Annotated in this window: 19 protein-coding genes and 1 riboswitch; of the genes, 11 read left to right on the plus strand and 8 right to left on the minus strand. The window is 72.2% G+C overall.

Annotation, left to right across the window (positions count from 1 at the left end; all coding sequences use genetic code 11):
- Positions 1-95 precede the first annotated feature (95 nt).
- Positions 96-274, plus strand: a riboswitch (cobalamin riboswitch).
- Between the two features lie 92 nt (positions 275-366).
- The 7 genes from ACI2K4_RS25925 (at position 367) to ACI2K4_RS25955 (ending at position 8851) form a co-directional block, all read left to right on the plus strand.
- Entirely contained in the window at positions 367-1326 is a 960-nt protein-coding gene (locus tag ACI2K4_RS25925) for an ABC transporter substrate-binding protein (protein ID WP_404514922.1), read from the plus strand.
- Between the two features lie 92 nt (positions 1327-1418).
- Positions 1419-2396: a FecCD family ABC transporter permease gene (locus ACI2K4_RS25930; RefSeq protein WP_404514924.1), complete on the plus strand. Its 978-nt coding sequence runs from the start codon at positions 1419-1421 to the stop codon at positions 2394-2396.
- The gene (locus tag ACI2K4_RS25935; RefSeq protein ID WP_404514926.1) at positions 2396-3163 is read left to right on the plus strand and encodes an ABC transporter ATP-binding protein; all 768 of its coding nucleotides are present in this window, start codon (positions 2396-2398) and stop codon (positions 3161-3163) included. Before ACI2K4_RS25930 ends, ACI2K4_RS25935 begins: the two co-directional genes overlap by 1 nt.
- Positions 3160-3882, plus strand: coding sequence for a (2Fe-2S) ferredoxin domain-containing protein (locus ACI2K4_RS25940; protein ID WP_404514928.1), 723 nt, complete (start codon positions 3160-3162; stop codon positions 3880-3882). Before ACI2K4_RS25935 ends, ACI2K4_RS25940 begins: the two co-directional genes overlap by 4 nt.
- Positions 3883-4269: 387 nt before the next feature.
- Complete coding sequence (locus ACI2K4_RS25945) at positions 4270-5292, plus strand: 3-oxoacyl-ACP synthase III (RefSeq protein ID WP_404514930.1); 1023 nt, start codon at positions 4270-4272, stop codon at positions 5290-5292.
- Positions 5289-7871: an alpha/beta fold hydrolase gene (locus ACI2K4_RS25950; RefSeq protein ID WP_404514932.1), complete on the plus strand. Its 2583-nt coding sequence runs from the start codon at positions 5289-5291 to the stop codon at positions 7869-7871. Before ACI2K4_RS25945 ends, ACI2K4_RS25950 begins: the two co-directional genes overlap by 4 nt.
- Positions 7868-8851, plus strand: a complete 984-nt coding sequence (locus ACI2K4_RS25955; RefSeq protein ID WP_404514934.1) for an NAD-dependent epimerase/dehydratase family protein — start codon at positions 7868-7870, stop codon at positions 8849-8851. The genes ACI2K4_RS25950 and ACI2K4_RS25955 overlap by 4 nt, the downstream gene beginning before the upstream one ends.
- 80 nt (positions 8852-8931) lie before the next feature.
- On the opposite strand, the gene ACI2K4_RS25960 is transcribed toward ACI2K4_RS25955, so the two are convergent.
- Entirely contained in the window at positions 8932-10509 is a 1578-nt protein-coding gene (locus ACI2K4_RS25960; RefSeq protein WP_404514936.1) for a GDSL-type esterase/lipase family protein, read from the minus strand.
- A gap of 205 nt (positions 10510-10714) precedes the next feature.
- Here ACI2K4_RS25960 and ACI2K4_RS25965 point away from each other — a divergent pair, with 205 nt between their 5' ends.
- On the plus strand, positions 10715-11890 hold the full coding sequence (locus ACI2K4_RS25965) for a PucR family transcriptional regulator (RefSeq protein WP_404514938.1): 1176 nt from the start codon (positions 10715-10717) through the stop codon (positions 11888-11890).
- A 9-nt stretch (positions 11891-11899) separates the two neighbouring features.
- Here ACI2K4_RS25965 and ACI2K4_RS25970 read toward each other — a convergent pair whose 3' ends face one another.
- Positions 11900-15826: an AAA family ATPase gene (locus tag ACI2K4_RS25970; RefSeq protein ID WP_404514940.1), complete on the minus strand. Its 3927-nt coding sequence runs from the start codon at positions 15824-15826 to the stop codon at positions 11900-11902.
- A gap of 148 nt (positions 15827-15974) precedes the next feature.
- Here ACI2K4_RS25970 and ACI2K4_RS25975 point away from each other — a divergent pair, with 148 nt between their 5' ends.
- Complete coding sequence (locus tag ACI2K4_RS25975; RefSeq protein ID WP_404514942.1) at positions 15975-17231, plus strand: hypothetical protein; 1257 nt, start codon at positions 15975-15977, stop codon at positions 17229-17231.
- Positions 17232-17328: 97 nt separating this feature from the next.
- Here the strand turns inward: ACI2K4_RS25975 and ACI2K4_RS25980 are convergent, their stop codons facing one another.
- From ACI2K4_RS25980 to ACI2K4_RS25990, 3 genes are all read right to left on the minus strand, one after another.
- The gene (locus ACI2K4_RS25980) at positions 17329-18009 is read right to left on the minus strand and encodes a lytic polysaccharide monooxygenase (RefSeq protein WP_404514944.1); all 681 of its coding nucleotides are present in this window, start codon (positions 18007-18009) and stop codon (positions 17329-17331) included.
- Positions 18010-18262: 253 nt separating this feature from the next.
- On the minus strand, positions 18263-18844 hold the full coding sequence (locus ACI2K4_RS25985; protein ID WP_404514946.1) for a hypothetical protein: 582 nt from the start codon (positions 18842-18844) through the stop codon (positions 18263-18265).
- Positions 18845-19394: 550 nt separating this feature from the next.
- Positions 19395-21035, minus strand: coding sequence for an alpha/beta hydrolase domain-containing protein (locus ACI2K4_RS25990; RefSeq protein WP_404514948.1), 1641 nt, complete (start codon positions 21033-21035; stop codon positions 19395-19397).
- A 276-nt stretch (positions 21036-21311) separates the two neighbouring features.
- Here ACI2K4_RS25990 and ACI2K4_RS25995 point away from each other — a divergent pair, with 276 nt between their 5' ends.
- The gene (locus ACI2K4_RS25995; RefSeq protein ID WP_404514950.1) at positions 21312-22178 is read left to right on the plus strand and encodes a S1 family peptidase; all 867 of its coding nucleotides are present in this window, start codon (positions 21312-21314) and stop codon (positions 22176-22178) included.
- Between the two features lie 295 nt (positions 22179-22473).
- Here the strand turns inward: ACI2K4_RS25995 and ACI2K4_RS26000 are convergent, their stop codons facing one another.
- Entirely contained in the window at positions 22474-23466 is a 993-nt protein-coding gene (locus ACI2K4_RS26000) for a glycerophosphodiester phosphodiesterase family protein (protein ID WP_404514952.1), read from the minus strand.
- A 65-nt stretch (positions 23467-23531) separates the two neighbouring features.
- Positions 23532-24176, minus strand: a complete 645-nt coding sequence (locus tag ACI2K4_RS26005) for a LuxR C-terminal-related transcriptional regulator (RefSeq protein ID WP_404514954.1) — start codon at positions 24174-24176, stop codon at positions 23532-23534.
- A gap of 6 nt (positions 24177-24182) precedes the next feature.
- Here ACI2K4_RS26005 and ACI2K4_RS26010 point away from each other — a divergent pair, with 6 nt between their 5' ends.
- Positions 24183-25463 (plus strand): sensor histidine kinase, encoded by a 1281-nt coding sequence (locus ACI2K4_RS26010; RefSeq protein WP_404514956.1) that lies wholly within the window; start codon positions 24183-24185, stop codon positions 25461-25463.
- Positions 25464-25535: 72 nt separating this feature from the next.
- Here the strand turns inward: ACI2K4_RS26010 and ACI2K4_RS26015 are convergent, their stop codons facing one another.
- On the minus strand, positions 25536-26471 hold the full coding sequence (locus tag ACI2K4_RS26015; protein WP_404514958.1) for a CPBP family intramembrane glutamic endopeptidase: 936 nt from the start codon (positions 26469-26471) through the stop codon (positions 25536-25538).
- Positions 26472-26497 lie beyond the last annotated feature (26 nt).

Consider the following 26497-nt stretch of genomic DNA (forward strand, 5'->3'; position numbering starts at 1 on the left):
CGGGCGGTCGCCAACCGCTTCCGGTACGGCCCGCGACGGGGCGCCGGGGACGACGGACATGGTGTTCGTCATATGGCACGCGTTGTCCGATGACGCTATGTTGTCGCTGCCGTGGTGCTCGGGAAGCCGGTGGGATACCGGCGCGGCCCTCGCCACTGTGATCGGGAAGTCTCCGGCCCTCGTCGTACGAGGTCACTGGGCACCAGCCTGGGAAGGCCGGCCGGAGACGCGTTTCCCGGCAGCCAGGAGACCGGCCACGGCACACGTACCGACCCGTCCACGAGGTGCTGGAAGGTGGTCCCTGTGCGCCTGCGCGCGATGCGGCCCCGTATGTCCTGGCGTGCTGTCACGCCACTGTCCGCCGTGATGATCTTCACATTGCTGGTCGCCGGCTGCGCCGGAACCGGGGACACCCCGTCCGGGGCGGCGTCGGCCGCACCGGTCACGCTCACCAACTGCGGCCTGCCCGTGCAGGTCACCCAGCCACCGTCGCGGGTGGTCACGCTGAACCAGGCCGCGACGGAGATCATGCTGGCACTGGGTCTACAGGACCGGATGATCGGCACCGCGTACCTCGACGACACCATCCTGCCGGAGTACGCCGACGCGTACCAGAAGATCCCGGTGCTGGCCAAGGAGTACCCGTCGAAGGAAAAGCTGATCGAGGCCGCCCCGGACTTCGTCTACGCCTCGTTCGCCAGCGCGTTCAGCGACGAGGGCGTCGGTGAACGGGACACCTACACCGGTCTGCGCGTCGGCACGTACCTCTCGCCGGCCGGCTGCCCGAAGGAGACCCGCCCGTCCCCGCTCACCGTCGACCACGTGTTCGGCGAGATCCGCGACGTAGCGGCGATCTTCGGAGTGCCGGAACGGGCGACCGCGCTGATCGACGCGCAGAAGTCCCGGATCACCTCGGCCGCCTCCGGCGTCCGGGACGCGAAGGACATCTCGGTGCTCTGGTGGGACGCCGGAACCGACGCGCCGAGCGTCGGCGCCTGCTGTGGGGCACCGCAGCTCATCATGTCGGCGGTCGGGGTGACCAACAAGTTCACCGACCTCACCGGTAGCTGGGGCGACACGAGCTGGGAGAAGGTCGTCGAACGCAACCCGGACGTCATCGTCCTCGTCGACGCCGAGTGGGACCGGGCCACCGCCAAACAGGAATTCCTCGCCGGCAACGCCGCCCTGCGGGACCTACCGGCCGTCAAGGACAAACGGTTCGTCGTCATCCCGTTCTCCGAAACCAGCGCCGGGGTCCGCAACGTCCTGGGCATCGAGCACCTGGCCCAGGGACTCACCGCACTGCCGGCCCGGGTGACGCGCTGACCACCACGACCACTCCACGCCCGGCGCCGACGGCGGCGCCGGGCCGGGCGCGCGTCCTGGGCGGCACCGCACTGGTCGTCGCGTTGACCGGCATGCTCGGGCTCTCGATCGGCGCCGCGGTCACCGTCGGACCGGCCGACCTCTCCCTCGGCACCGTGTGGGCGGTGATCGGCGACCACCTGGGCGTGTTCCGTTCCGACGTGCCGCTGCTGCGGGACCACATCGTCTGGCAGATCCGCCTACCCCGGGTGCTGCTCGCCGCCACCGTCGGCGCCGGACTCGCCGCCGTCGGGGCGGTGATGCAGACCCTGACCCGCAACGCGCTCGCCGACCCGTACCTGCTCGGCGTCTCCTCCGGAGCGTCCCTCGGTGCGGTCACCGTCACCGTCACCGGACTCGGGTCGGCGGTCTGGTCCCTGACCGGCGGCGCGTTCACCGGCGCGCTCGCGGCGTTCGCCCTGGTCATCGCCGCCGCGACCAGCCGGGGCGGCCGGCTCGCACCGACCCGGATGATCCTCGCCGGTGTCGCGGTCGGCCAACTCTGCGCCGCCGTCACCTCGTTCGTCATCATCTGGGCCGCCGACCCGCACGCCACCCAGCAGATCACCTTCTGGCTGTCCGGATCGCTCGGCCGGTCCGACTGGACCTCCCTCGGCTACGCCGTCTCCGCCCTCGCGGTCGTCCTGGCCGTGCTCCTCGGACACGCCCGTACGCTGAACGCGTTCGCCTTCGGCGACGACTCGGCCGCCACCCTCGGTGTCGACGTCACCCGCACCCGCTGGCTGCTGCTGACCACGGCGGCCCTGCTCACCGGAACCCTCGTCGCGGTCAGCGGCGCGATCGGCTTCGTCGGGCTGCTCCTGCCGCACGCCGCCCGGCTGCTCACCGGCCCCGACCACCGCCGACTCCTACCGGTCGCGGTTCTCGCCGGGGCGATCTTCCTGATCTGGGTCGACACCGCCGCCCGTACGGTGTTCGAACCACGCGAACTCCCGGTCGGTGTGCTCACCGCCATGCTCGGCGTACCCGCGTTCGTGCTGCTGCTGCGCCGACGGCTGGCGGGCAACTGATGCTCCAGGTCACCGACGTCAGCCACACCGTACAGACAGCGACGATCATCGACCGGGTCTCCTGCACGGTACCGACCGGCACCCTGGTCGGCCTGCTCGGGCCGAACGGCTCGGGAAAGACGACCCTGCTGCGGATCGTCGCCGGACTCACCACCCCGGACCACGGGCACCGCCTCCTCGGCGGCGAGGACCTGGCGACCCTGCCCCGCCGGACCGTCGCCCGGCGGATGGCCCTGCTCGCCCAGCACGCCGAGACCGACCTCGACCTCACCGTTCACGACGTGGTGCTACTCGGGCGTACGCCGCACCGCCGCTCCCGGTGGTCGGAGAGCACCGCCGACCACGACGCCGTCACCGACGCCCTGGCCCGGGTCGACCTCACCGACTTCGCCCACCGAACCTGGCGCACCCTCTCCGGCGGCGAACGCCAACGCGTCCAACTCGCCCGGGCGCTGGCCCAGGAACCCGAACTGCTCCTGCTCGACGAGCCCACCAACCACCTCGACATCAACCACCAGCTCCAGCTCCTGCACCTGGTCCGACGCTCCGGCATCACCACCGTCGCCGCCCTGCACGACCTCAACCTGGCGGCGATGTTCTGCGACACCCTCGTCGTCCTGCACCACGGCCGGGTAGCCGCCACCGGACCCACCACCGACCTGCTCACCCCGGACCTGCTCCACGACGTGTTCGGCGTACGGGCCGACATCACCCCGCACCCCGGCACCGGCCGCCCCGTCATCACCTACCACCCACCCACGTCATGACCACCAGACACACCCTGCTCGTCGCTCGCTCGGTCGCCCACACCGGCGGACACGACGCCGTACACCGGCTCGCCGACGAGGTCGCGCGGGCGCTCGGCGAGCCGGTCCGGGCCTGCTTCCTCGACGGGGCGGCGCCGTCGCTGCACGACGCACTCGACGCCGCCCGGTCGGCGGGCGCGCTCGACGTCGTCCTCGTCCCCACCCACCTGCCGCCCGACCGGTACCTCGACGTCTGGCTCCGCCGCGCCTACGCCGACTGGGTCACCTCCCGCCCCGCCGACCCGCCGCCGCCACGGGTGTCGGTCGGCGCGCCGCTGGCCACCCAGCCGGCACTGGTCACCGCCGTCCTGGACGCCCTGCGCCAACCCACCGCACCCCTGTCCGGCAACCCCGGACCGTTCCGCAGCCCCGCCTGGTCCGCGATCACCCGACACCGCCGCCACGTGCTGGTCTGCCGCGGCCCACGCTGCACCGCGTACGGCGCCGGCGCGACCGCCGACACGCTCGCCGAAAGCCTGCGCGCACGCGGACTCACCGACGACGACATCCTGCTCACCCAGACCGGTTGCCTCTTCCCGTGCAACCTCGGGCCGCTCGTCGTCGTCCACCCCGACGACGTCTGGTACACCCAGGTCGACCCGCAACTGGCCACCCGGATCGTGGACCAGCACCTCGTCCACGGCCAGCCCGTCGACGACCAGCCCGTACGCCGTCGATAAAGACGAATGACCAGAGCGTCCTAGGACAATCGGTGCCGAATCGGCAGCTCGCGCTCGGCGCCGTCAACCGGTGACGATCGGCTCGCCCGGCCGCTCCGTGCGTGGGCAGGCGGGCGACTCGGGTTGACAGCAGTACCGAAAATCATGGTCGGTGGCGCGGCGCATCGCGTCCCGCACGTCGTTGGCGGCTCGGCCACCCGGGTCGGTCCCATCGACGGACTACTTATGGTTGCCGAGGGTCCACGCAGAGTCGAGACAGGGCAGGTGACGGGCTGGACACGCGGGTGATGTTCACCGCCAAGACAATTGATCATTGGTGGATGGAGGCCAGAGTGGATAGCTTCGAGAGCCCCGGACCCCGAGGTCCGGGCGACGGACGGAGGCTGGATGACCGACGGCAATGCTGAGTACCGCTACACGAACACCGCGGTGCTGTCAGTAACGGCCCTGGAGGCGCCCGTCGTCGTGACCTCCGACCAGATCGACGAGGAGTTGGGCGACACCCTCAAACGGTTGCGTCTGCGCCGCGGGATGCTCCAGCGGATCGCCGGCATCCAGGAGCGGCGTTGGTGGCACGAGGGCTTCAGCTTTGCCGACGGGGCGGCGATGGTCGGGGCGAAGGCGCTCTCGGAGGCCGGTGTCGACGCGCGTGACGTCGGCCTACTGATCAACACATCGGTTTCGCGGGCACATCTGGAACCGTCGACGGCGGTTGCCATCCACCACTCGCTGGAACTGCCTCCCTCGGCGTTGAACTTCGACATCGCCAACGCCTGCCTGGGATTCGTCAACGGAATCCAGGTCGCCGCCAACATGATCGACGCCGGTCAGATCCAGTACGCGTTGATCGTCGCGGGCGAGAGCTCCCGGGCCGCCCAACAGGCGACGATCGACCGGTTGCGCCGCCCCGACGCCACCCGGGCCGACGTCCGGGAGCAGTTCGCCACGCTCACCCTCGGTTCCGGCGCGGCGGCGATGGTGCTGGGCGCCGCGGACAGGAACACCCACGGCCACCGCCTGGTCGGTGGGGTCAGCCGGGCCGCGACCCAACACCACGAGCTCTGCGTCGGCGACAACACCCGGATGCGTACGGACGCGAAGGGCCTGCTCGACGCCGGCCTGGAACTGGGCGAGGCGACCTGGGCGCAGGTCGGACCGTGGGACTGGCAGGACATGGACCTGTACGTGATGCACCAGGTCTCCGCCGCCCACACCCGTGGTGTCGTCGACCGGCTCGGCCTCGACCCGCGCCGGGTTCCGGAGACGTTCCCGCTGCTGGGCAATGTCGGACCGGCGTCGCTGCCGCTGACCCTGGCACAGCACGCGGACTCACTCACCTCCGGCGACCGGGTGCTCTGCATGGGGGTCGGCTCCGGCCTGAACACCTGCGCGCTGGAGATCGTGTGGTGACGGCCGCCGCGCAGACTCCCCCGGCGGGACTGCCCGGACTGGACCCTGCCTGGTCCCGGTCGGTCACCGCGGTGGACAGCCAGGGCGTACGGCGTACCTGGCACGTGCTGGACAGCGCCGGGACGGCACCCGGTGACCCGAGCCGGTACGCCGGCACCCTGCTCTGTGTGCACGGCAACCCCACCTGGTCGTACCTGTGGCGGCACCTGCTGGCCCGGTTCGGCGAGCCCGGGGCGCCGCCGTGGCGGGTGGTCGCCGTCGACCACCTGGACATGGGGTTCTCCGAACGCACCGGCACCGTACGGCGGCTGGCGCAGCGGATCGACGACCTCGGTACGGTCACCGACTCGTTGGGCCTGACCGGGCCGGTGGTCACGGTCGGGCACGACTGGGGTGGGGCCATCTCGCTGGGCTGGGCGCTGCGCCACCGCGAACAGCTACGCGGGGTGGTGTTGACCAACACGGCGGTACACCAGCCGGCCGGGTCGCCGGCCCCCGCGCTGATCCGACTGGCCGGGCTGCCCGGGGTCCTGCCCGCGTCGACCGTGCGGACACCGGCGTTCCTGCGGACCACCCTCGCGCTGGCGAACCCGCGGCTGACCGACCCGGTCCGGGACGGCTACCTCGCCCCGTACCGGACGGCGGACCGACGGGCGGCGATCGGCGACTTCGTCGCGGACATCCCGCTCGGTCCGCAGCACCCGAGTTGGGCGGCGCTCGAAGGGGTCGCGCGGCACCTGGGCGAGCTGGCGGAGGTGCCGGCGCTGCTGCTGTGGGGTCCGCGCGACCCGGTCTTCGGCGCCGCGCACCTGCGCGACCTGCGCACCCGGCTGCCGCACGCGCGGTTGCACCGGTTCGAGGGGGCGGGTCACCTGCTCGCCGAGGACGCCGACGTCGCCGGCGCGGTCGCACGGTGGGTGGCCGACCTGGACCAACCGACGCCGGCACCCGTCGCGGCGCCGGAGCCGCCGGTGGCGTGGCGTCCGTTGTGGACGGGGCTCGCGGAGCGCGCCGACGATCCTTCGGTCGCGCTGGTCGAGCTGGCCGGCGGCGGCCGGCGGGTCAGTTGGTCGTTGCTGTGGCGGCGGATCCAGGAGATCGCGGCCGGGCTGACCGCCACCGGGGTACGCCGGGGCGACCGGGTGGCGCTGCTCGTACCGCCCGGTGCCGACATGACCGCGGCCGTCTACGCGTGCCTGCGTATCGGCGCGGTGATCGTGGTGGCCGACCCGGGGCTCGGACTGGCCGGCATGAACCGGGCGTTGCGTAGTGCCGCCCCGGCGCACATCATCGCCGTCGGTCGCGGACTCGCCGTCGCCCGACTGCTGCGCTGGCCCGGACGGCGGATCGGAGCCGGAGCCGGAGCCGCCGCGCTGGGCGCGCTCACCCTGGCCCGGCTCGCCCGGCTCGGCGCCGCCAACCCGGAACTGCCAATCGCGCCGGACCCGGACGACGACGCGGCGGTGCTGTTCACCTCCGGCTCCACCGGGCCGGCGAAGGGCGTGGTCTACACCCACCGTCGGCTCGCCGCGATGCGTGACGCGCTCTCCGCACTCGGCCTGGACCGGGATCCCGACGCCGCCATCGTGGCGGCGTTCGCGCCGTTCGCCCTCTTCGGGCCGGCTCTCGGGGTCACCTCGGCGATTCCCGAGATGAACGTGACCGCACCCCGGACCCTGACCGCCGCCGCCCTCGCCGACGCGGCGGGAGCGGTCGACGCCTCGGCGGTCTTCGCCTCACCGGCGGCGCTGCGCAACGTGGTCGCCACCGGCGACGCGTTGGACAGTCGGCGGCGGGAGGCGTTGGAAGGGGTCAGGCTGCTGCTCAGCGCGGGCGCGCCGGTCTCCGCCGTACTGCTCGCGCGGGCGCGGGCGCTGATGCCGAAGGCGCAGCCGCACACCCCGTACGGGATGACCGAGGTCCTGCCGGTCACCGACATCACGCTCGACGAGATCGTCGACGTCGGGCCGGGTGACGGCGTCTGCGTCGGGCGGCCGTTGCCCGGGGTGCGGGTGGCGGTCGCCGTCCTGGACCCGGACGGCACGCCCGCCGAGCAGCCCGACCTCACCCCCGGGCGGACCGGCGAGATCATGGTCCGGGCCGCGCACACCAAGGACCGGTACGACGCGCTCTGGCTCACCGAACGGGCCAGCTCCCGTACCCCGGGCTGGCACCGCACCGGCGACGTCGGTTACCTGGACCCGGACGGCCGAGTCTGGGTACAGGGCCGGCTGGAACACGTACTGGTCACCCCGGCGGGCGTCCTCACCCCGGTCGGGATCGAACAGCAGGTCGAGTCGCTGCCGCGAATCGCCCGGGCCGCCGCCGTCGGGGTCGGGCCGCGCGGCGTGGCGCGGGTCGTGGTCGTCGCCGAGACCCTGCCACCGGTACGCCGGGCCGGGCTCGCCGACCAGGAGCTGACCGACGCGGTACGCGCGGCGGTCGGGCCGCCGGTCGCGGCCGTACTGGTGGTCCCGTCGCTGCCCACGGACATCCGGCACAACTCGAAGATCGACCGTTCCCGGCTGGGGCGGTGGGCCGAACGGGTGCTTGCCGGCGGCAGGCTGAGCCGGTCGTGAGGGTCCTGGTCACCGGTGCCAGCGGCATGCTCGGCGGCGCCGTCGCCACCGCTCTGCTACAGCGCGGCGACGAGGTCCGCGTCCTACAGCGCCGGCCGAGCGGCCTTCCCGGGATCGACGGGCGGCGGGGCGACATCACCGACCCGGCGGCGGCGCGCGCGGCCGTCGACGGTGTCCAGGCGGTGGTCCACCTCGCCGCGAAGGTGTCGATGACCGGACCGTGGGCAGAGTTCCGGCAGACCAACATCGGCGGTACGGCCAACCTGCTCGACGCCGCCCGGGCGGCCGGCGTGACCCGGTTCGTACAGGTCTCCTCGCCGTCGGTCGCCCACCACGGCGTCGGGTTGGTCGGCGTCGACGCCGAGCCGGCCGACCCGGACCGGGCGCGGGGCAACTACGCCCGCAGCAAGGCCGCGGCCGAGCTGCTCGCGTTGGCCGCCGACTCGCCCGAGCTGGCCGTCGTGGCGATCCGCCCGCACCTGGTCTGGGGACCGGGCGACACCCAGTTGGTCGCGAGGATCGTCGAGCGGGCCCGGTCCGGCCGGCTGGCCCTGGTCGGCAGGGGTAACGCCCTGATCGACACGACGTACGTGAGCAACGCCGCCGACGCCATCGTCGCCGCACTGGACCGGGCACCCGAGGTTGACGTACGCGGGCAGGCCTTTGTGGTCACCAACGGTGAGCCGCGCACGGTGGCCGAGTTGGTCGGCCGGATCTGCGCCGCCGCTTCGGTGCCGGCGCCGAGGCTGCGTGTGCCGGCCGGGGTGGCGAAGGCGGGCGGCCTCGCGGTGGAACGGGTCTGGTCGGCGTTGCGACGGACCGAGGAACCGCCGATGACCCGGTTCCTGGCCGAGCAGCTTTCCACCGCGCACTGGTTCGACCAGCGCCGTACGCGTACGGCGTTGCGCTGGTCGCCGCAGGTCTCCCTGGAGGAGGGATTCGCCCGGCTGGCCGCCGCCTACCGGGTCGGTTCCGGGTAGCCGGTTTCCGGTTTCCGGGGCAGCACGCCGTCCCGGACAGGGCACCCGGTGCGAGCCGGGTGCCCCGTCCGCCGGGTCGATCAGTAGGGGGTCAGGCCCAGGCTGCTCCGCAGGCGGTCGGCGACCGCCTGGTAGCCGCGCGCGTTGGGGTGGAACGAGTCCTCCGGATCGAGCGCCTCGACCCCGTTGGACCACGGGTCGGCGCTGCACACCCGGTGCGCCCGGAACGCGTCGAGCACGTCCACGAAGAGCACCCGGGGATCACCGGTCGCCGCGACGGCGCTCGCGATCATGTCGCGAGCCTGGACGGTGGCCTGGTAGATCAACCGCAACTCGGCACTGGTGATCTGCGAGTTCGTCGCCGGGCACCGGCTGACCGACGGCTGCGGGTCCACCGGGTCGTCCGGGTTCGGGAGGAACGCCGGATAACTCAACACCACCAGGTATCCGTCGGAGCGCATCCGGGACCGGATGTCCCGGTACAGGGCCGTCAGCCGGCTCTGTGTCCCCGAGAGTTCGCCGGGGGTCACCAACGGGCCGCCGTCGGCGCAGTCGGAGAGAGCGCAGTCGCGCAGTTTCGCGGCGAACCCGAGATCGTTGCCGCCGATCGAGACCGTCGCGAACCGCGTGTACGGTTTCACGTACTCGATCTGGGCGAACTCGGTCAGCGGATTCTGCGCGCGGTAGATGTCGTCGATTCTCCCGCCGTGACAGGCTTTCAGGTTCGGCCGGTCGATCGGCAGCCCGAGGAAACCGTCCCCGGCGATGTCGAAGCCGTACGTGCTGTTGCTGCGCCGGCACGAGGCCGGATTGCCGCCACCCAGGTACGGGAAGGCGCCGGTCCCCGACGAGTACGAGTCACCGAGCGCGGTGTAGCGGTTCACCGGCGGATTCAGCCCGGTGTCGAACGAACCGGTTCCCACCACCACGTGCAGCAGGTCGGTGCCGAGGCCGTCGCAGAGCAGGTACCGCAGACCGGGCAACGGGTTGCAGGCGCCCCAGTACACGCCGTACGGGGCCAGCAGGTAGACCTCGAACACGACCTCCACCTGGCGCCCGCCGTCGTACCAGTCCCCCGGGATGGTCAGCGCGCCGGACGACTGGCCGCTGTACCACTGGTAGAACTCGAACGGGGTGCCCACGTGAAGCAGGTCGCCGTCCCAGGACCGGCTACGGTCGAAGACGCCGGCCACCCCGTACGCGTAGTCGAGGTAGAAGTTGCAGCCGAGCTGGGCGGCGTACTGGATGGTCGCCGAGTAGTTGTCCGGGTCGGCGTTCAGGCTGGTCGACCTGTTGATGCGTTCCTCGCAGTACCACTGGGTGGGTTCGTCGGCGCCGTCGACGCGCCGCAGGCTCGGCCCGGCCGCGCCGGTCCGGTCCGGCGCGAGCGCGTTCGCCCTGGTCTTCTCCGCGCCCGGCAGCGCGGTCGCGGTGGTCGGCTTCAGCGGGGTGGTGAAGGGCGCGGGCTGCGCTCCCTTGCCGGGCACCTGCACCGGACCGGGCAGCATCGGCTTCGGCGCGAAGACCTTCCCCCCGGCACCGGGGTCACCCGGCCGCGCCGGGGCGGACAGTGCCGGCGGGGCGCCCGCCAGTCCCAGCACGACCACTGCCGCGAGCGCGGCCAGCCAGGTTCGACGGAAGGATCGGTTGGGTGTCATTGGCATCACCTCTGGTCGTCTCGGTCGCGCTGCCCGCCCCTGCGGGTACGACCGGCCCAGCGTGGCAGCGGGGCGGTGGCGCGGTCTTCGTCATTCCGCGACAACCAAGAGGGCGCACCGGCCCGGCTTTCGTCATTTCGCGCAGGCTGTCAGATCCCCACCAGTGGTCGACCCCGCACGACGCCATCGACTAGCGTGGATAAATATGGGCGAACTGTTCAGGCTCTGGCGCCAGCGGGTGGCCGAGAACGCCCGCCGGGCGGTCGACGCCTACCAGGAGGAGCTGCTGGAGTACCGCAATCTCGCGGCCAGGCCACGGGTGCGCTCCGAGATGCTCGACTTCGCGGTCTTCCTGCGTCAGCGCACGGTCGACCTCGCCGCCGACAGCGCGCCGTTCTCGGCGGCGGACCTGGAGTTCATGGCCGCGATGGGCCGGCAACGCAGCGAGAAGGGGCTCACCCTGACCGCGCAGCGGCAGGTGCTGCTCCTGCACACCCGGCTGACGCTGCGCGAGGTCTACGAGGCGGCCGGTCCGAACGACATCGGCGCGACCATGCACACCCTCGCCTGGCTGGCACCCGCCGGGCTGGCCGCCCAGGGGGCGTACACCCGGGGGTGGATCGAGGGACAGGAGCGGACCCAGCCGACCGTGGCCCGGGTCCAGCTGCTCACCGCGATGCTGCTCGCCGACGACGTGGGCGCCGCCGAGCTGGCGCGCGACCTGCACATGCCGATCCCGGACCACGTCCTCGCGGCGGTCGTCCGGGTGGCCGGCGAAACCCCCGGCCCGGACCAGGCGTCGCGCAACGAGTTCGCCAACGTGGTGCTGCGGGCACAGTGGATGCCGCTGAGTTGGCAGGATCCGCACGAGGTGATCGCGCTGATCCCGAGCGCACCGGGTGGCCAGGAGGCCGCGGCCGACCGAGGGCTCGCGCTGGCCCGCGAGGTGGCCAATCTGGTCGGGCGGCCGTGCGCGGTCGGCACCGCACCCGGGCGGGTGCACGCGTACGACGACGCCGTGGCGCTGGCCCGCCAGGTCAGCCTGGCCGCACCGATGCGGGCCGTGCCGCGTCACGCGTACGCGGTCACCGACGTCTTCGCCGAGCTGGGCGCCGCCCGACTGCCGGAGGTCGAACAGTGGCTCGGGGCGGTGACGGCGCAGCTCACCAGTGGCCCGGACCTGGTCGCCACCCTCGACGCCTACTACCAGCACGACATGAACCGGCTGCGCACCGCGACCGCCCTCTGTATCCATCCGCGCACGCTCGACTTCCGGCTGGCCCGGGTACGAGAGCTGACCGGGCTGAAGCCCGGCTCCACCCGAGGCGTACGGGTGTTGAGCACCGCGGTCGCGCGCATCCTGGCCAGCCCACTTCCCTAGACCGGACGCTCAGTCGCACGGCGGTTGGTAGGGCAACCCGGGCAGGTAGGTCCGCCACCGCGCGTGGCCGATGCCGGGCTGGGCCAGCGCGCAGATCCGTTCCGCCGCCCGGCCCACGTCCACCGTCCAGAGCAACGCGGTGCGGTCCTCGCTGGCGGTGAGCACGGTGCCGCCGTCCGGGCTGAAGGCCACCGAGTAGACCCGGTCGGTGTGCCCGGTGAGGCTGGCCGAGTGACGTGGCCGTCGAGGGTCGGTGAGGTCCCACAGCCGTCCGGTGCGGTCGAAGCCACCGGTGACCAACGTACGGCCGTCCGGGCTGAACGCCGCCGACCAGACCGCTCCGGTGTGGCCGGTCAACGTGGCCAGGTGTCGCGGTGTTGTCGGGTCGCCGACGTCCGACACCCGGGCGGTACGGTCCAGACCGGCGCTCACCAGCACCTGCCCGTCGGGGCGGAACGCCACCGAGTAGACCTGGTCGGCGTGTCCGTCGACCACGCCGAGCAGCTTCGGCCGGGCCGGATCGGAGATGTCGGTGAGCCGTACCGTCGGTCCGGTCGCGACCGCCAGCGTGCGTCCGTCCCGGCTGACCGCGAGCGCCGGCACGCTGTCGGTGATGTCGGTCAGCTCACCCACCGGTTGCGGCCGGCGCGGGTCGGCCACCGACCAGAGCCGGACGGTGTGGTCGTTGCCGGCGGTGGCGAGGTACCTGCCGTCCGGGGTGAAGACCACCGAGAGCACGCTCTCGGTGTGCGCGGTGAGCGAGGGCAGCCGGACCGGTCGCTGCCGGTCCGTGACATCCCAGAGGCCGACCGTACGGTCGATGCCGGCGGTGGCCAGGGTGCGCCCGTCCGGGCTGAAGGCGACCGCCTTGACCGGACCGGTGTGCCCGGCCAGCACCGACGCGGGTCGCGGATGGTAACGGTCGGCCACGTCCCAGAGCCGCACCTCGTGCCCCTCGTCGCCGGTGGCGGCGGTCCGCCCGTCCGGACTGAAGACGGCGGTCGCCAGCGCCGCCGGGTATCCGGCCAGGACCGGCCCGGGTAGGTCGGTCAGCAGTACGCTGCGGTCCGTGCTGGCGGTCGCGAGGGTCCGTCCGTCCGGGCTGAACTCGACCCACCAGACCGTGTTGGTGTGCCCGGTCAGGACCGTGACCGGGGTGGGGCGACGGATGTCGGAGACGTCCCACAGCCGGGTGGTGTGGTCCCAGCCGGCGGTGGCCACGTACCGGCCGTCGGGGCTGAACGCGGCGGACTGCAACGGACCGACGTGTCCGGTGAGTCGGGCCAACGGCACCGGGTGGCGGCGGTCGGCGACGTCCCAGACCCGGGCCTGATGGTCCGCGTCGAAACCGGCGCTGACCAGCCGGCGCCCGTCGGGGGCGAAGGCGACCGCCTCCACCCGGTCGGTGTGGCCGGTCAGCCACGACGTGTGCGCCGGCCGACGCGGGTCGGTGACGTCCCACAGCCCGATCCGGTGATCGTCGCTGGCGGTGGCGACGGTGCGACCGTCGGGGCTGAACACCAGCATGCCGATCGCGCCGCTGTGCCCGGTGAGCTGGCCGATCGGTCGGGCCGCCACCAGGTCCGTCACGTCCCACAGACGTACCGTGTGGTCGCCGCCCGCGGTCGCGACGGTGCGCCCGTCCGGGCTGTACGCGAGCTCGTGCACGGCCTCCTGGTGTGCGGTGAACGTGGTCAGCAGCTCGGGTGAGCGAGGGTCGCTGACGTTCCACAGTCGAACCGTGCCGTCGTAGCTGGCGGTGGCCAGGGAATGTCCGTCCGGGCTGAAGTCGACGGACTCGACATTGTGGCTGTGCCCGGCGAGCAGGCCGACCTGCTCGGGCCGGTGCGGGTCGTCGACGTCGAGCAACCGGACCGTCCGGTCGGCGCCCGCCGTGGCCAGCAGCCTCCCGTCGGAGCTGAAGGTGGCGGCGCTCAACCGCGCGTCGTGCTCGGTCACCCTGGTGGCGAACCGGGCGGCGGACGCGCTGAGCAGGCTGGTCCGTGCCTCCGGCGTGGGCACCAGCTCGTACGCGGCCAGGCTGAGCTGGGCGGCCAGCCCGGGGTCGAGTTCCCGCAGCGCGGCGGTCTGGCCGGCGACCAGTTGGGAGACGGCGATGTTGCGTTGTTCGGTGGCGGCCCGTTCGGCCCGGGCGGCGTAGCCGGTGGCCGCGACCGACACGACCAGCAGCACGGTCAGCACGGCGACGAACTGACGCAGCCGGCGGGAGCGGCGACGGACGACGGCCCGCTCCCGCGCCTCGGCGCCGAGGCTGGCGGCCAGGAACTCCCGCTCGACCGGACTGAGTAGTTCCTCGTCCCGACCCGCCCGGTCCGCCGCGAGCGCGAGCCGGGTCCCCCGGTACAGGGCCTCGGCTTCCCGACCCAGCGTGGCCCACGTGCCGGCCGCCTCGGTGAGCTGCCGGTGCACCCGCAGGCCCTCCCGGTCGGCGGTGAGCCACCCACGCAGCCGAGGCCAGCCACGGATCAGCGCCTCGTGGGCGATCTCGACGCTGTCGTGGTCGAGGACGAGCAGCCGGGCGGCGGCCAGCCGTTCGAGCACCTCGCCGGTGCCCGGCCCGAGACCGTCGAGTTCCTCGCGGCGTACCCGGCGCTTCGTGTCCTCGGTGCCCTCGCCGAGCGCGGTCAGCCGCAGGAAGATCTGCCGTACGATCCGCCGCTGGTCGGCGTCGACGTCCGCGTACGCCCGCTCGGCGGTCTGCGCGATCGCCCGTTCGATGCCGCCGGCCGCCTCGTAGCCGGCCAGCGTGAGCGTGTTGCCGCGCCTGCGCCGCCAGGTTTCGAGCAGTGCGTGGGAGACCAGCGGCAGCACCGCCGGCTGTCCCGTGGCGTCGCCGATCAACCGGGACACCAGCGCGCCCTCCACCGCGCATCCGGCCTGCACCGCCGGCTGGGTGATGGCCCGGCGCAGTTCGTCGGTGCTCATCGGGCCGACGACGACCTGGCCGTGGCGCATCGCGTCCAACAGGCCGGGAAGGGTGGTGCAGTGGGTGTAGAAGTCGGCCCGGACGCCGAGCACCACCGCGACCCGGCTCTGGTCCGCGGTGGCGGCGGAGACCAGCAGGTCGACGAAGCGGCCACGTTCCCGTGGATCGGCGCAGAGGGTGAAGACCTCCTCGAACTGGTCCACCACGATCACCAGTCCGGTCTGGTCCGGTCCCCCGCCGACCGCCCGCCGGACCAGACGGTGCACGGCCCGACGATCGCCGTCGAGTTCGGCCAGCAGCCGGCCGGGGGTGTCGCCGCTGAACCGGCCGAGGTGGATCGCCAGTTCCTCCAGGGGACGCGCACCCGGACTGAACAGCAGGGTGGCGTACGTGCCCGTCCGCGCGGTCGCGTTCCCCGTCGGCGCCGCCGCCGTACCGGCCGGTCCGGTCGACGGCCCGGTGTCGTCGTCGGACATCGCGTCGTCCAGGGCACCGGACCGGATCGCGGGTAGCAGGCCGGCGCGGAGCAGCGAGGACTTGCCGGCCCCGGACGCGCCGAAGACCGTCACGAGTCGCCGCCGGGCCAGCCGGGTGAGCAGCTCGGCGACCAGTCGCTCCCGCCCGAAGAACCGTTGCGCGTCGGTCGGCTGCAACGGTGCGAGGCCAGCGTACGGCGACGCCTGGTCGTCCGCGCCGGGATTCTCGTCGTCGTCTTCGAGCCCGGCCAGTTCGGCGGCGGTCTCGTGCCACCGCTGCTCCCACGCGGTCACGTCCCCGTCACAGGCTCGTACGTAGCCGAGGGTGGCCGCCAGACTCGGCAGCTTGCGGCCACCCGCAGCCTCGGAGAGCGTGGCGGCCGAGTAGTGCGCCCGGTGGGCGAGTTCGCGGTAGGTCGGGCTGCCCGCCTTCTCCCGTAGCTGTCGCAGGTCCGCCGCGAATCGCAGCAGGATGCCGCCGTCACCGTTCAGTGGCCGTTCCCGACGAGGCATTTCGCAGCACACTCCCGTTTCGGGGCCATTATTCAGATCTTGTTGTTCAGTGTCCAGCCATCGACACCGAACAACGTCCTTCGGCTACTCCTGGTTCAGCGGCGGGCACCGGGCCCGCCCATCCGTCGATCCCACAGGAGGACGAGACGTGACAACAGCGAGAAGCAGACGCCTGGGCGCGGTCGCCGCCGCACTCATGGTGGTGGGGACGGTGCTGGTCGTTCCGACCCGGGCCGGCGCCGCGCCGGACGAGGACCGGTCCGGCGCCGCCCGCCCGGCGACCGGCGGTGCGCTGCCCGCCGGGATGACCGTCGAGACGCCGACGCAGGTGCTCGCCAACTCGATCGGCAACCTGGGACACACGACGTACCAGGCCGTCTTCGCCGGGCTGACGGTCGACGAGGCGGCTGGCCGGGTGGTCGTCCACGCCACCGACGTGGAACGGGCACAGCGGATGGTCGACCAGGGACGGGGGGCGGCGCCGGCTCTCGCCCGGGACAGCGTCGCGGTCGAGATCCGCCCGGCGAAGTACGCCCGGCCCGAGTTGGAGCGGGCGGTTCGCCAGCTCTTCGCGGAGGCGGACCGGTGGAAGACGACCGACGCCGAGATCTACTCGATTGTGCCCCGTGCCGACGGCAGCGGTCTGGAGGTACGCGGCGACGATCCCGTACGGTTGTCCGGGCTGCTGCGGGCCTCGACGGGGCTCGACGAGAGCCCGGTGGCGCTGGCCGACGTCGCGGTGGTGGCCGGTCAGCGCATCCACGCGTTGAACCGGGACAACCCGAGCCCGCCCTACCCGGGCGGCATCCCGATCCGGTGGGACTGGGAGCCCTGGGGGTGGGACTGCACCGCCGCGTTCGGGCTCTACCGTCCCGGCGGGCCGGAGTATCTGCTCACCGCCGACCACTGTCAGTACGTGCCCGGCGACTGGGTCGAGGACGCCAACGGGGACACCGTCGGAGTGGTACGCGAGGAGAACATCTTCTACGACGCCGCACTGATCGAGACGGACGCGGCGCCGTACACCTATGTGAACCAGGATCTGCTGTTCCCGGTCCGTGGCGCGGCCTGGTCCTGGAACAACGAACTGGTCTGTCACAGCGGTCGCACCACGGTGAACCGCTGTGACATCCGGGTGACCAACGAGTCGATCTATTACCGGTTGAAGGAGGACGGGAACCTCAGGCTCGGTGTCGAGGGGCGGATCTGCACCGGCTGCCTGGTCGGCGACCGCGGTGACAGCGGTGGTCCGGTGTGGAGCCTGCGCTCGGACGGCTACCTCAGTGCCCGGGGAATCATCAGCGGCGGTAGCGGCGAGTTGCCGGGCGGCGGCTTCGACACCATGATCTGGACCGAGGTCGGGTACGTACAGAACTCCATGAACGTGCTGGTGCAGAGCCTGTAGCGGGACGACCGCCCCGGTGTGACCACCACCGGGAACGATCCGGCCCAGGACAGCGGTGCCCTGGGCCGGATCTGTGGTGCGCTGTCGGTCCCGCCGATCAGACGATGTTGATGTCGCTGCACCACATGTAGGCCTGGTCCATGTGCGACGCCTTCCAGATCACGAACATGATGTGGTTCCCGGTGCGTCCGGAGGTCGACACGTTGAACGAGATGTTCTGTGCCGGCGCGTAACGCCCGGTCGTCGTGATCAGGTCGAGGTTGCCCCACCCGAGGCGCTGCGTGGCCGGGTTGAACCCCTGCTTGGTGACGTAGACCCGGAAGTAGTCAGCACCGTGGCTCGCCTGGTCGTACATCTGCACGGTGAAGTTGCGGCTGACGGTGGTCGCCTTCCACGCCCCGGTCTGGTTCAGGGTGTCGTTCCGGGAGAGGGCGTTGCTGCAGAGCTGTCCGTCCGGCGTACGGGGCTGGTACTGACCGGCCAGGCCGTCCCGCAGCGCGCTCATCCAGTTCCACATGGTGTCGGGGTTGGCCTGGAACGCCCGGTAGCACATGGGGTCCTGTTGCTGCATGGCCGGGTTCATGTGTTGGCTGCCCCAGGTCTTCCAACACTGATAGGCGCGACTTGCCGGGTTGATGATGGTGCCGTGGGCCTGGGCGGGCCCGGCCCAGGGCAGCATCCCGACCACCATGGCGAGCAGCAGGACGAGCGCTCGCAGGGGCCTGCGGACGGTTGACCGGGATCGTCCGCCGGCTTGATCGGACTCGTGTGGACGCACTGTTCTTCCTCCGTTCCTCGGTACCAAAAGATCAATTGGGAACGCTCCCAGGCCAACTATTACATCCATGAAGTTAAATATCAATGCTGATCTATCTATGCCCGGATATGGATCGAGCCGACCGGCCTCACCGGCGGGTGCGACCTGCGGGAACGGGTCGGATCACCCGCACCGGCGGTCGGGGCCTCCAGCACCGGCGGTCGCCGCCGGGCGGCCGGGAAGAGGGGTACGCCCCCGCCCGGCCGCCGGCACGTCAGAGCCCGGCGGCGGCGTCGTACCGGCGGCGCAGGTCGGCCATCTCCGAGTCGGCCAGCGCCTCCTTGAGCGCCACCTGCGCGTACCTGTCCGGGAACATCTCCCGCAGCCGGTCGACGAACATGACGTCGGCGGTCGCCTCGACCACCTGGATGCCCGGAGGCTTGGTGCTCATGTCCATGATCACCGGTCCGGCCAGCTTGACCGCCACGTCCCAGGGCCGGTCCCGCTCGGCGACCCCGCAGAGGTGGAAGCCGTAGACCGTCCGTACGTCGGCGAGCGCGGTGACCTCGGCCGGCTCGTAGCCGTAGACGCGGACCCCGCAGATCACCGCCGGCTTCTCCTGCTCGGCGGCCACCTGCTGGCCACCGTGTCCGGCGTGGTTGTGCTGCCCCGGGTCCGCCTGTTCGAGCGTGGTACGCACCCGGGCCAGAAGCTGTCCTTGCAGGTCCGCCGGCTCCGCCGCCGGCTCGGCCCGGTTGACCAGCAGCACCGCGCCGGTCGACACCGACAGCATGATCACCGCCACCCACACCAGGCGGTTGCGGTACCACCCCGCGAAACTCACTCGGGAAACCATGATTCTCTCTCACCTCGTCGCCGGTTCTGGTGCGCTGGTAGACCGCATCGGACACCCCCGGGGGGTCGGGCGTCGAGCGTGTGCGCCGTGACGGGGACACGTACCCGGGGGATGCGTACGGCGGGCGAGGATGCCTGCCCGGCACCTTGCCCGTTGTCGTGGGGATGGCCCGGCGATGCGGCAGACGAGCGGCTACCGAAGCGGCCCGCTGCCGGCACTGCGATAACTCCCGCGCTGGCCGTTCCCAGCACGGTTGCCCCCGCGCTGCGGCGATACGAGCCATTCCAACACGGCCGACTCCACCCCGGCAACATCGATGACTGTCAACGCCCATTCGGGACCGGCGAATTCGCCGGCACCGATGGGATCGGCGCCCCCGGCCGTGGCCCCGGCGCGCTCGCCGGTCGGCGCGTGCCGGCAAGCTGCCGCCGCGCCGGCGCGGCCGGGACCACCGCCGATGGGTGGGGCCGGGCGGGGCCGCTGTCGTCACCCGGCCTGCCCGAGCCTGAGCCGCGCGGCCCCTTGCTCCACCGTTCGACCGGCGGCGCCGTCAGTGGCGGGCGATCACCGCGGTCAGCGCGGCCGTCACTCGGAGTACGGCGTCGCGGGCCGCTCCGTCCCGGATGCGCAGCGCCGCCACGGCGGAGAGCCGGGCCAGGTGCACGGTCGCGGCGAGGTCGTGCCCGGCGAGTCCGGCCCGCTCGGCGTCCGCCAGCCGGTCACGCAGGTCCGCCGCGACCGGCTCGGTGACGCGTCCGGCCGTGGCGTACTCGTCGACGAGGTCGCGGATGTCGGAATACCAGGCGGGGTCGAGGGTCACCGTCCGTGGGAGGTAGCCGGCCCGTACGGCGGCCGTCGTCGCCGTCAGCGTCGGTTGGGCGTACGAACGGATCGTCGGGTAGAGCACGGCGAGTTGGGCGTCGGTCAGCGGCACCGAGCTGCCGTCGATGAAGCAGAATCCCGGGCCGGTGTTGCTGCCGCTGTTGACCCGCAACGGCACCTGGTGCTGGGCGAGGCGGATACCGCCGAGGGCGAGCCCGAGGGCGTCGCGGGCGATCGCCGAGCCGGCCATCTCGATCTTCGGCGCGGCGGGCGGCTGCTTGCCGTACGTCACCCAGGCGAGCGTGTGGTCGTAGACGGCGTTCTGGACCATGTGCTGCGGCACCCGGGACAGTGACGGCAGCGTGCAGGTCTGCGGCTCCCCCGGGTAACCACCGGGGTAGGTGCCGATGTCGCGCCCGCGCAGGGGGCCGTAGTCGGTGATGAGCTTCCAGTCACCGTGCGAGGCGCCGGCCACCTCCCAGGAGCGCAGGACCGGCGAGTCAGCCTGGGCGCGGGCGGCGGCGGAGAAGATGCCACTGGCGATGTCGCCCTCGGAGTTGATCCGGAACACCTTCGTGTCCAGGTCGGTCCGGAGCAGACCGCCGCCACCGTGCAGGACCACCGCGTCGAGGATGTTCGTCAGCGGCTGGACGCCGTTGTAGTAGTTGGCGAGCCGGCCGGCGGACTGGGAGTGGCCGGTGGCGAGGACGTGGCTGGGCCGGGGCAGCGGCCCCAACGGGTCGACCCCGGCGGGGTCCCGTACCGCCCGCACCGCCTGACTGAAGATGTCGTACGACAGGGAGTCGTCGACGATCGTGCCGCCGGCGGTGACGTCGAGGCCGCCGTACCGGCTGGGGCTCCAGGAGCGCAGGCCGGTGGCCGAGTGGACACCGGCGCGCTGTGCGGAGACGCCGACCCAGGCGTACCCCTGCCGGATCAGGTGTTCGTGCGACTGGAACCAGTCGACCTCCTGGTCCCACTGGTTGCTGACGTTGTACCACTCGGCGATCACCGCGCCGTTGAACGCCCTGGCGGAGGCGGGCCGGCGGACCACCAGTCGAGTGGCGTACGGGTGTCCGGTGCTGGTGACGACCGCGGTGGCGGTGCCGCTGGTGGCGTAGCGGGTGGCCGTACCGGAAATGAAGAACTCCTGCTCGACGTAGCCGGCGGCGGCGAGGTCGACGTCGGTGGTGAGGAACGGGTAGCCGTGCGCCGGGTCGCCGACGGGTGAGGTGGCGGCGACCGGTCCGTGGACGACGGGGTCCGCGACGGCGGCCTGGCCTCCGGCCGTGGCGTGCGCGGTCGGGGCCGGGGCGACGAGCCCAAGGACGGTGATCAACGCGGTCACGGCGGCCAGACGGCGTCGCATGGGCCCACCTCTCACGGCTGTTCCACGGCTGCGCGGCGTGAAGCTCAGGGAGCTAAACCGTAACCGCTCGATCAACCGAAAGACAGATCGTCCTGCCTCGATCTTCCGGTGGCCGTGCCGCGAACGGGGCGTCCGGACGCCGCATCCATCGCCGATCGGCGCGGCCGGCGGACGCGTCACCGGTGGGTATCGCCGGACCGGGCGGCCGATTGAAAGTCGATTGACGCGCATGGATGCTGTAAGCGCGTCAACCGATCTCGATCAGCGGAGGCCCGCATGCGTCGTTCCCCGTTCCTCGCCCTCCTGACGGTGATGCTCCTGCTCACCGCGCCGACCGCCGCCCAGGCCCGACCCGCCGCACCCGCCGCCGTCGACCCGGCTCGTGCGGCGGCGATCCTCTCCGACGTACGCACCATCGGCACGGCGTGGGGATTCGACCCACTCACCGGCCGGATGACCCTCACCGTCGACGACACGGTCGGTGCCGCCCGGGTCGCCGCACTGCGGGAAACCGCCACCCGGGCCGGCGCGGTGCTGCGTCACGAGCCGGGGCGGCTGACCACTCTGATCGCCGGTGGCCAGGGCATCATCATCGCCCAGCGGGGACGCTGCTCGCTCGGGGCCAACGTGCGCAAGGGCACGACCCACTACTTCATCTCCGCCGGACACTGCCTCGCCATCGGCGGCACCTGGTACGCCGACGGCACCCAGGCGCCCGTGCTCGGCGAACGCGTCTACCTGAACTTCCCGGGCGACGACTTCGGCCTGGTCCGGTACACCAACAGCACCGTGCCCCACCCCAGCGCCATCTACACCCACCCCGGCCTCCTCCCCTCGAACGGGATCGGCAACGCCGTGGTCGGCCAGAGCGTCTGCCGCAGCGGCGCCACCACCGGGGTCCGGTGCGGTACGGTCACCGCCCTCAACCAGACCGTGAACTACGCCCAGGGCACGGTCCACGGTCTGATCCGGACCAACATCTGCGCCGAACCGGGAGACAGCGGCGGACCCCTCTACGTCGCCTCGACCGGCGTGCTGCTCGGCATCCTCTCCGGTGGCAGCGGCAACTGCACCTCCGGCGGCACCACCTATTACCAGCCGATCGCCGAGATCCTCGCCGCGTACGGCGTGACCATTCCCTGACCGTCGGCCGTCCTGCTCCCACACGCCCGCCACCACCACCGAGGCCCGGGTGCCGGCCACTCGCGATCCCGACGAACGTAGCTGACCACCCCGGCGCCCACCACAACCAACCGGGCGCGATGAGTGACGGAGCCGACGCTTTCAGCAACCGCACAGGTTGCGTTGATAGCGTGGCAATTCGGTCGAGATCTACTGTGGACGGCAGAGATCCAGATCGAGGCGAGACCCCGGCGGCCTGGTCCGGCACGGCCACGGGGTCTCGGCCCTGTCCAACACGCCGTCGTCGAACCCGGACTCACGGCCGCAGTGACGGTGCGATCACGTCGGTCCGGTTGGTCCAGAGCCAGCCGGACCAGTCCGCCGGCACCGCGTCCAGGTCGCCCAGCCGGTCGAAGCCCTCCGACCACGGCCCGTCACCCGCGACGAGGACGACCCGCGTGTCCACCTCCCGCATCCGGTCGACAAAGAGATTCGGCCACCCCCAGAGCAGCCGGCCGTAACGCTGCGGCAGGTGCAGCTCGGTGTGCCGGCAGGCTCCGGGGACGTACCCGGTCCAGCCGGTCGCGAGGTACCGGACCAGGCAGTCCTGCATGGTCTTCTTCGAGGCGGCCCGCACCTGCGGCAGCCGCTTCGCCAGCGCCTCAACCGACCCGTCCCCGCCGTAGACGCCGATGGTGGCCAGCCGCTCGGCGGGGAGCGTACCCAGGTAGACGGCCAGCCGTTCGCCCTCGGCCGGGTCGCCGTTCTTCAGGTCCACGAGCAGTTCCCGGTCCGGGAACGCGGCGACGACCTCCTCGACGGTGGGCAGCAGGCCGACACCCCTACCGCGCAACGGGTACGTCGCCCCACCGTCGGCGGTGTAGCCGTACCCGAGGTCGAGTCGGCGCAGTTCGGCGAGCGTGTGGTCGCGTACCCGGCCGGTGCCGTCGGTCCGGCACTCGAGCGTCGAGTCGTGGAAGACGGCCAGTTGATTGTCGGCGGTGACCTGTACGTCGAACTCAAGCATGTCGGCGCCGGCAGCGAACGCCGCCCGCATCGAGGCGATGGTGTTCTCGACGTACGTGTGTTCGGGCCGGTGGATGCGGGTGGCGGTGCAGGTGTCGTTCTGGACACCGTCGAGCGGGAAGGTCTGGGCGATGCCCCGATGCGCCAGCAGCAGTGGCCGACCCCCATCGGAACCCCGCAGCGTCGAACTGTTGACCACGTAGAGCCCGGTCACCGCCAGCAGGACGACGCCCAGTACGGCCCAGAGTCGGCGCGACCGGCGCGCGCGTTTCAGGAAAGACACCCGGGCAGCCTGCCAGCGTGCACCTCGGTCCCGGAACCGGCGAAGGACACAGCCGGCCTAGTTCCTTAGGACAGGTCGCGGGCGATCAGCGCGGCCTGGGTGCGACTGGTGACCGCCAGCTTGCCGAGCACGTTGCTGACGTGGACCTTGACCGTGCGTTCGGCGAGCGACAGGTCCCGCGCGATCTCCTGGTTGGTCAGGCCACGCCCGAGCAGGGCCAGCACCTCCCGCTCGCGCGGGGTCAGGGTGCGCAGCCGCGCACCGACCTCCACCGTCGGCGGGGCCGGGGACGAGGGCCAGAGCAGGTCCGCGGCGGACGCGCTCAGCGCGGTGACCCCGGCGTGCGCACCACGTACGGCGGCGGCCAACTCGCCGCCGCTGGCGTCCTTGAGCACAAAGCCGTCGGCGCCGCCGGCCAGCGCCCGCTGGATGTCGATCGCCCGGCCAACCGTGGTCAGCATCAGCACCCGCGTGGACACCTCGGGAAGACGGGCGCGCACCTGCCCGAGGACCCGCACCCCGTCCGCGCCGGGCAGGTAGAGGTCGAGCAGGATCACGTCGGCCCCGGCGGGATCGCCGGTCAGCAGTTCCAGCAGGGCGTCACCGTCCGGTAGTGCCGCCACCACCTCGAAGTCCGGCTGCGCGCCGAGGATCAGGCTCAGCCCCTCGCGGACCAGCGCTTGGTCGTCGACGATGACAAGCCGGATCATCGGGCCATGGTATTCACACCCCGGCCGCCGGTGGTCGGTCGGCTGCGCGGCCACTGGCAGCTCGCGGTGGACGTCGCCCTGGGCGCCGCCACGGCCGCGCTGTTTGTCCTGTCCGGCACGACCGTCGCCACCCCGCTCGCCGTCGCGCAGCTACTACCGCTCGTGGGGCGGCGTCGGTTTCCGGCGGTGGTGCTGATCGTCGTCGGTTGCGCGACCGCGGCCCACACCGCCCTCGGCATGGCCCGCGCGGTCGGGTTCTTCCCCGCGACGATCGCGCTCTACACCGCCGCCACCCACGGGTCACGCGCGGTCCGGTGGGTGCTGTGTCCCACCGTCGGCCTGGTCATGGCCGCCGCGAGCGCGGTGCGACACGGTCCGGTCGAGGGCCTGCTGATGGCCGTCGTCACCGTGACGGTGGCCTGGCTCGCCGGGGTGGAGCGCGGCGAGCACCTACGCCAGCGCACCGAAGCCGCGAGCCACCGGTCGGAGGCGGCGCGGCAGCGGTCGGAGGCGGCGCGCCAGCGGGCCGAGGCCGAGCGGCAGCGCGCCCAGGCAGCCCGGCTGCGGCTGGAGCGCCGAATCGCCGAACAGGAGATTGCGGCGGCCGAGGACCGGGAGCGTCTGGCCCGCCGGGTGCACGACACGCTCGCGCACAGCGTCACGGTGATGCTGTTGCAGACCGAGGCTCTGCGCGCCACCACCTCGCTCGACCCGGCCGGGGAACGTCGCCTGGACGTGGTGCTGCACGCGGGCCGCGAGGCGCTGGCCGAGGTCCGTGCGGCGCTGGCCGACGGTGCCGAGCGGGATCCGGCGGCGCTGCTGGCGGCGCGGCTGGAGACGCTGCGCGGCGCCGGACTGCGTTTGGCCGGACGTCCACCGGACCTGGGCGAGCTTCTCCCGGCGCCGATCCGGGCGGTCGCCGACCGCCTCGTCGGCGAGGCGGCGACCAACGCGCTGCGCCACGACGGACCCGGGACGCTGCTGACGATCACGACGGCGAGCGACGACAGCCGGTTGTTCCTGCGGATCACCACCGAGCCGGGCGGGTCCGGCGGCGGGCGGTCGCCGCGCGGCACCGCCGGCTTCGGGCTGCGCAGCCTTTCCCAGGACATCACCGCGTACGGCGGGGAACTGACCTACGGTCCGGTCGCTCCGTCCGGCTGGCGGATCGAGGCGACGTTCCCGCTGTCCGACACGTCCGTGACCGACCCCTCGGCCGGGCGTCGGCACACACCGGGCCGCCAGACGTCGCCTTCGCGGGTGGACCACGGAGCTGCCGTACGGTGAGCAGCACGGACCGATCCCGTACGGCGCCAGGAATGTAGATGGCCCGCAGCATTTGGCGAAGGGGCCACCGACTCATCGTCGCGCCTGAACCTCGGCCGTTGGCTCGGACCTGACCTCCGCGCCGTCCTCGTCCGGGCGCGTCGGACGATATCCGAGCTCGCCGCGAGTGACGACCAGCAGCAGGACCGCCGTCACACCGGAACCGATGGCGAGCGCGTGGAGTGAGTCACCGAAACTGTCCAAGGTCGGAAACAGGCTGGGCCAGACCAACGAGAACACGGTGTTGACACTCGCGTGGAACAGCATGATCAATGGCAGGCTCTCGTGGGTACGGTTGAACACCCAGGTCATCACGATGCTGAGCAGGACGGCCGATCCGACGAACTCCACGGCCATCATCCAGTCGACATCCGGCCATCCAGCCCATTCGGTGAGGAACAGCGGTAGGTGCCACGCTCCCCACAGCGGTCCGAGGATGAGCGAGCCGAGGAACGGACCGTGCCGGACTTGCAGCCGGGGTTGGGCAAAGTCGCGCCAACCGGGCTCTTCGGCGACGCCGGTCGTGACGACCTGCAGGGCCAGGACCGGCAGGTAGGCCAGCAGGATGGCGGCAGTGGGTGGCCGCAGGTCAGCCCAGGCGCCGGGTAGCGGTAGCGTGGCCAGTACTGCCACGACGGGGACCGCGAGCAGCACCGACAGGTACCAACGCGGGCTGACCCGCCATCGGACCAGCCGTTTGGCCCAGCGGCGCAGCCCCGGGCGGCCGTCGGCGATCGCGGTCACCATGAACGCGGAGGTGATCGGGCCCAGGTATGCGCCGGGCAGTATCCCGAGTGTCTGGGCACTGCCGAGCAGTTCCGGAATTCTCAGCGGCAGGATCCCCAGACCGGTCGCGGACAGGATGTACGGCGCCCACGCCAGCCAGGTCAGCACGTAGGACAGCACGAAGTAGGAGACGAGCGGGCGCCTGGCAACCAGGCCCGCGATTCTTCGGCGGTGTTTGTCCACCGGGGAAGCTCATCATCGCGCCAGCC

Source organism: Micromonospora sp. NPDC050397 (genome assembly GCF_044901685.1).
In the GTDB taxonomy this organism is placed as follows: Bacteria; Actinomycetota; Actinomycetes; order Mycobacteriales; family Micromonosporaceae; genus Micromonospora_G.

Bases quoted from the DNA above. Each gene is read 5' to 3' on its own strand.
- ACI2K4_RS25985 (WP_404514946.1), bottom strand. From the start codon at position 18,844: ATGGTTTCCCGAGTGAGTTTCGCGGGGTGGTACCGCAACCGCCTGGTG.
- ACI2K4_RS25935 (WP_404514926.1), top strand. From the start codon at position 2,396: ATGCTCCAGGTCACCGACGTCAGCCACACCGTACAGACAGCGACGATC.
- ACI2K4_RS25970 (WP_404514940.1), bottom strand. From the start codon at position 15,826: ATGCCTCGTCGGGAACGGCCACTGAACGGTGACGGCGGCATCCTGCTG.
- ACI2K4_RS26010 (WP_404514956.1), top strand. From the start codon at position 24,183: ATGGTATTCACACCCCGGCCGCCGGTGGTCGGTCGGCTGCGCGGCCAC.
- ACI2K4_RS25925 (WP_404514922.1), top strand. From the start codon at position 367: ATGATCTTCACATTGCTGGTCGCCGGCTGCGCCGGAACCGGGGACACC.
- ACI2K4_RS25995 (WP_404514950.1), top strand. From the start codon at position 21,312: ATGCGTCGTTCCCCGTTCCTCGCCCTCCTGACGGTGATGCTCCTGCTC.
- ACI2K4_RS25960 (WP_404514936.1), bottom strand. From the start codon at position 10,509: ATGACACCCAACCGATCCTTCCGTCGAACCTGGCTGGCCGCGCTCGCG.
- ACI2K4_RS25930 (WP_404514924.1), top strand. From the start codon at position 1,419: ATGCTCGGGCTCTCGATCGGCGCCGCGGTCACCGTCGGACCGGCCGAC.
- ACI2K4_RS25965 (WP_404514938.1), top strand. From the start codon at position 10,715: ATGGGCGAACTGTTCAGGCTCTGGCGCCAGCGGGTGGCCGAGAACGCC.
- ACI2K4_RS25940 (WP_404514928.1), top strand. From the start codon at position 3,160: ATGACCACCAGACACACCCTGCTCGTCGCTCGCTCGGTCGCCCACACC.
- ACI2K4_RS25945 (WP_404514930.1), top strand. From the start codon at position 4,270: ATGACCGACGGCAATGCTGAGTACCGCTACACGAACACCGCGGTGCTG.
- ACI2K4_RS26005 (WP_404514954.1), bottom strand. From the start codon at position 24,176: ATGATCCGGCTTGTCATCGTCGACGACCAAGCGCTGGTCCGCGAGGGG.
- ACI2K4_RS25990 (WP_404514948.1), bottom strand. From the start codon at position 21,035: ATGCGACGCCGTCTGGCCGCCGTGACCGCGTTGATCACCGTCCTTGGG.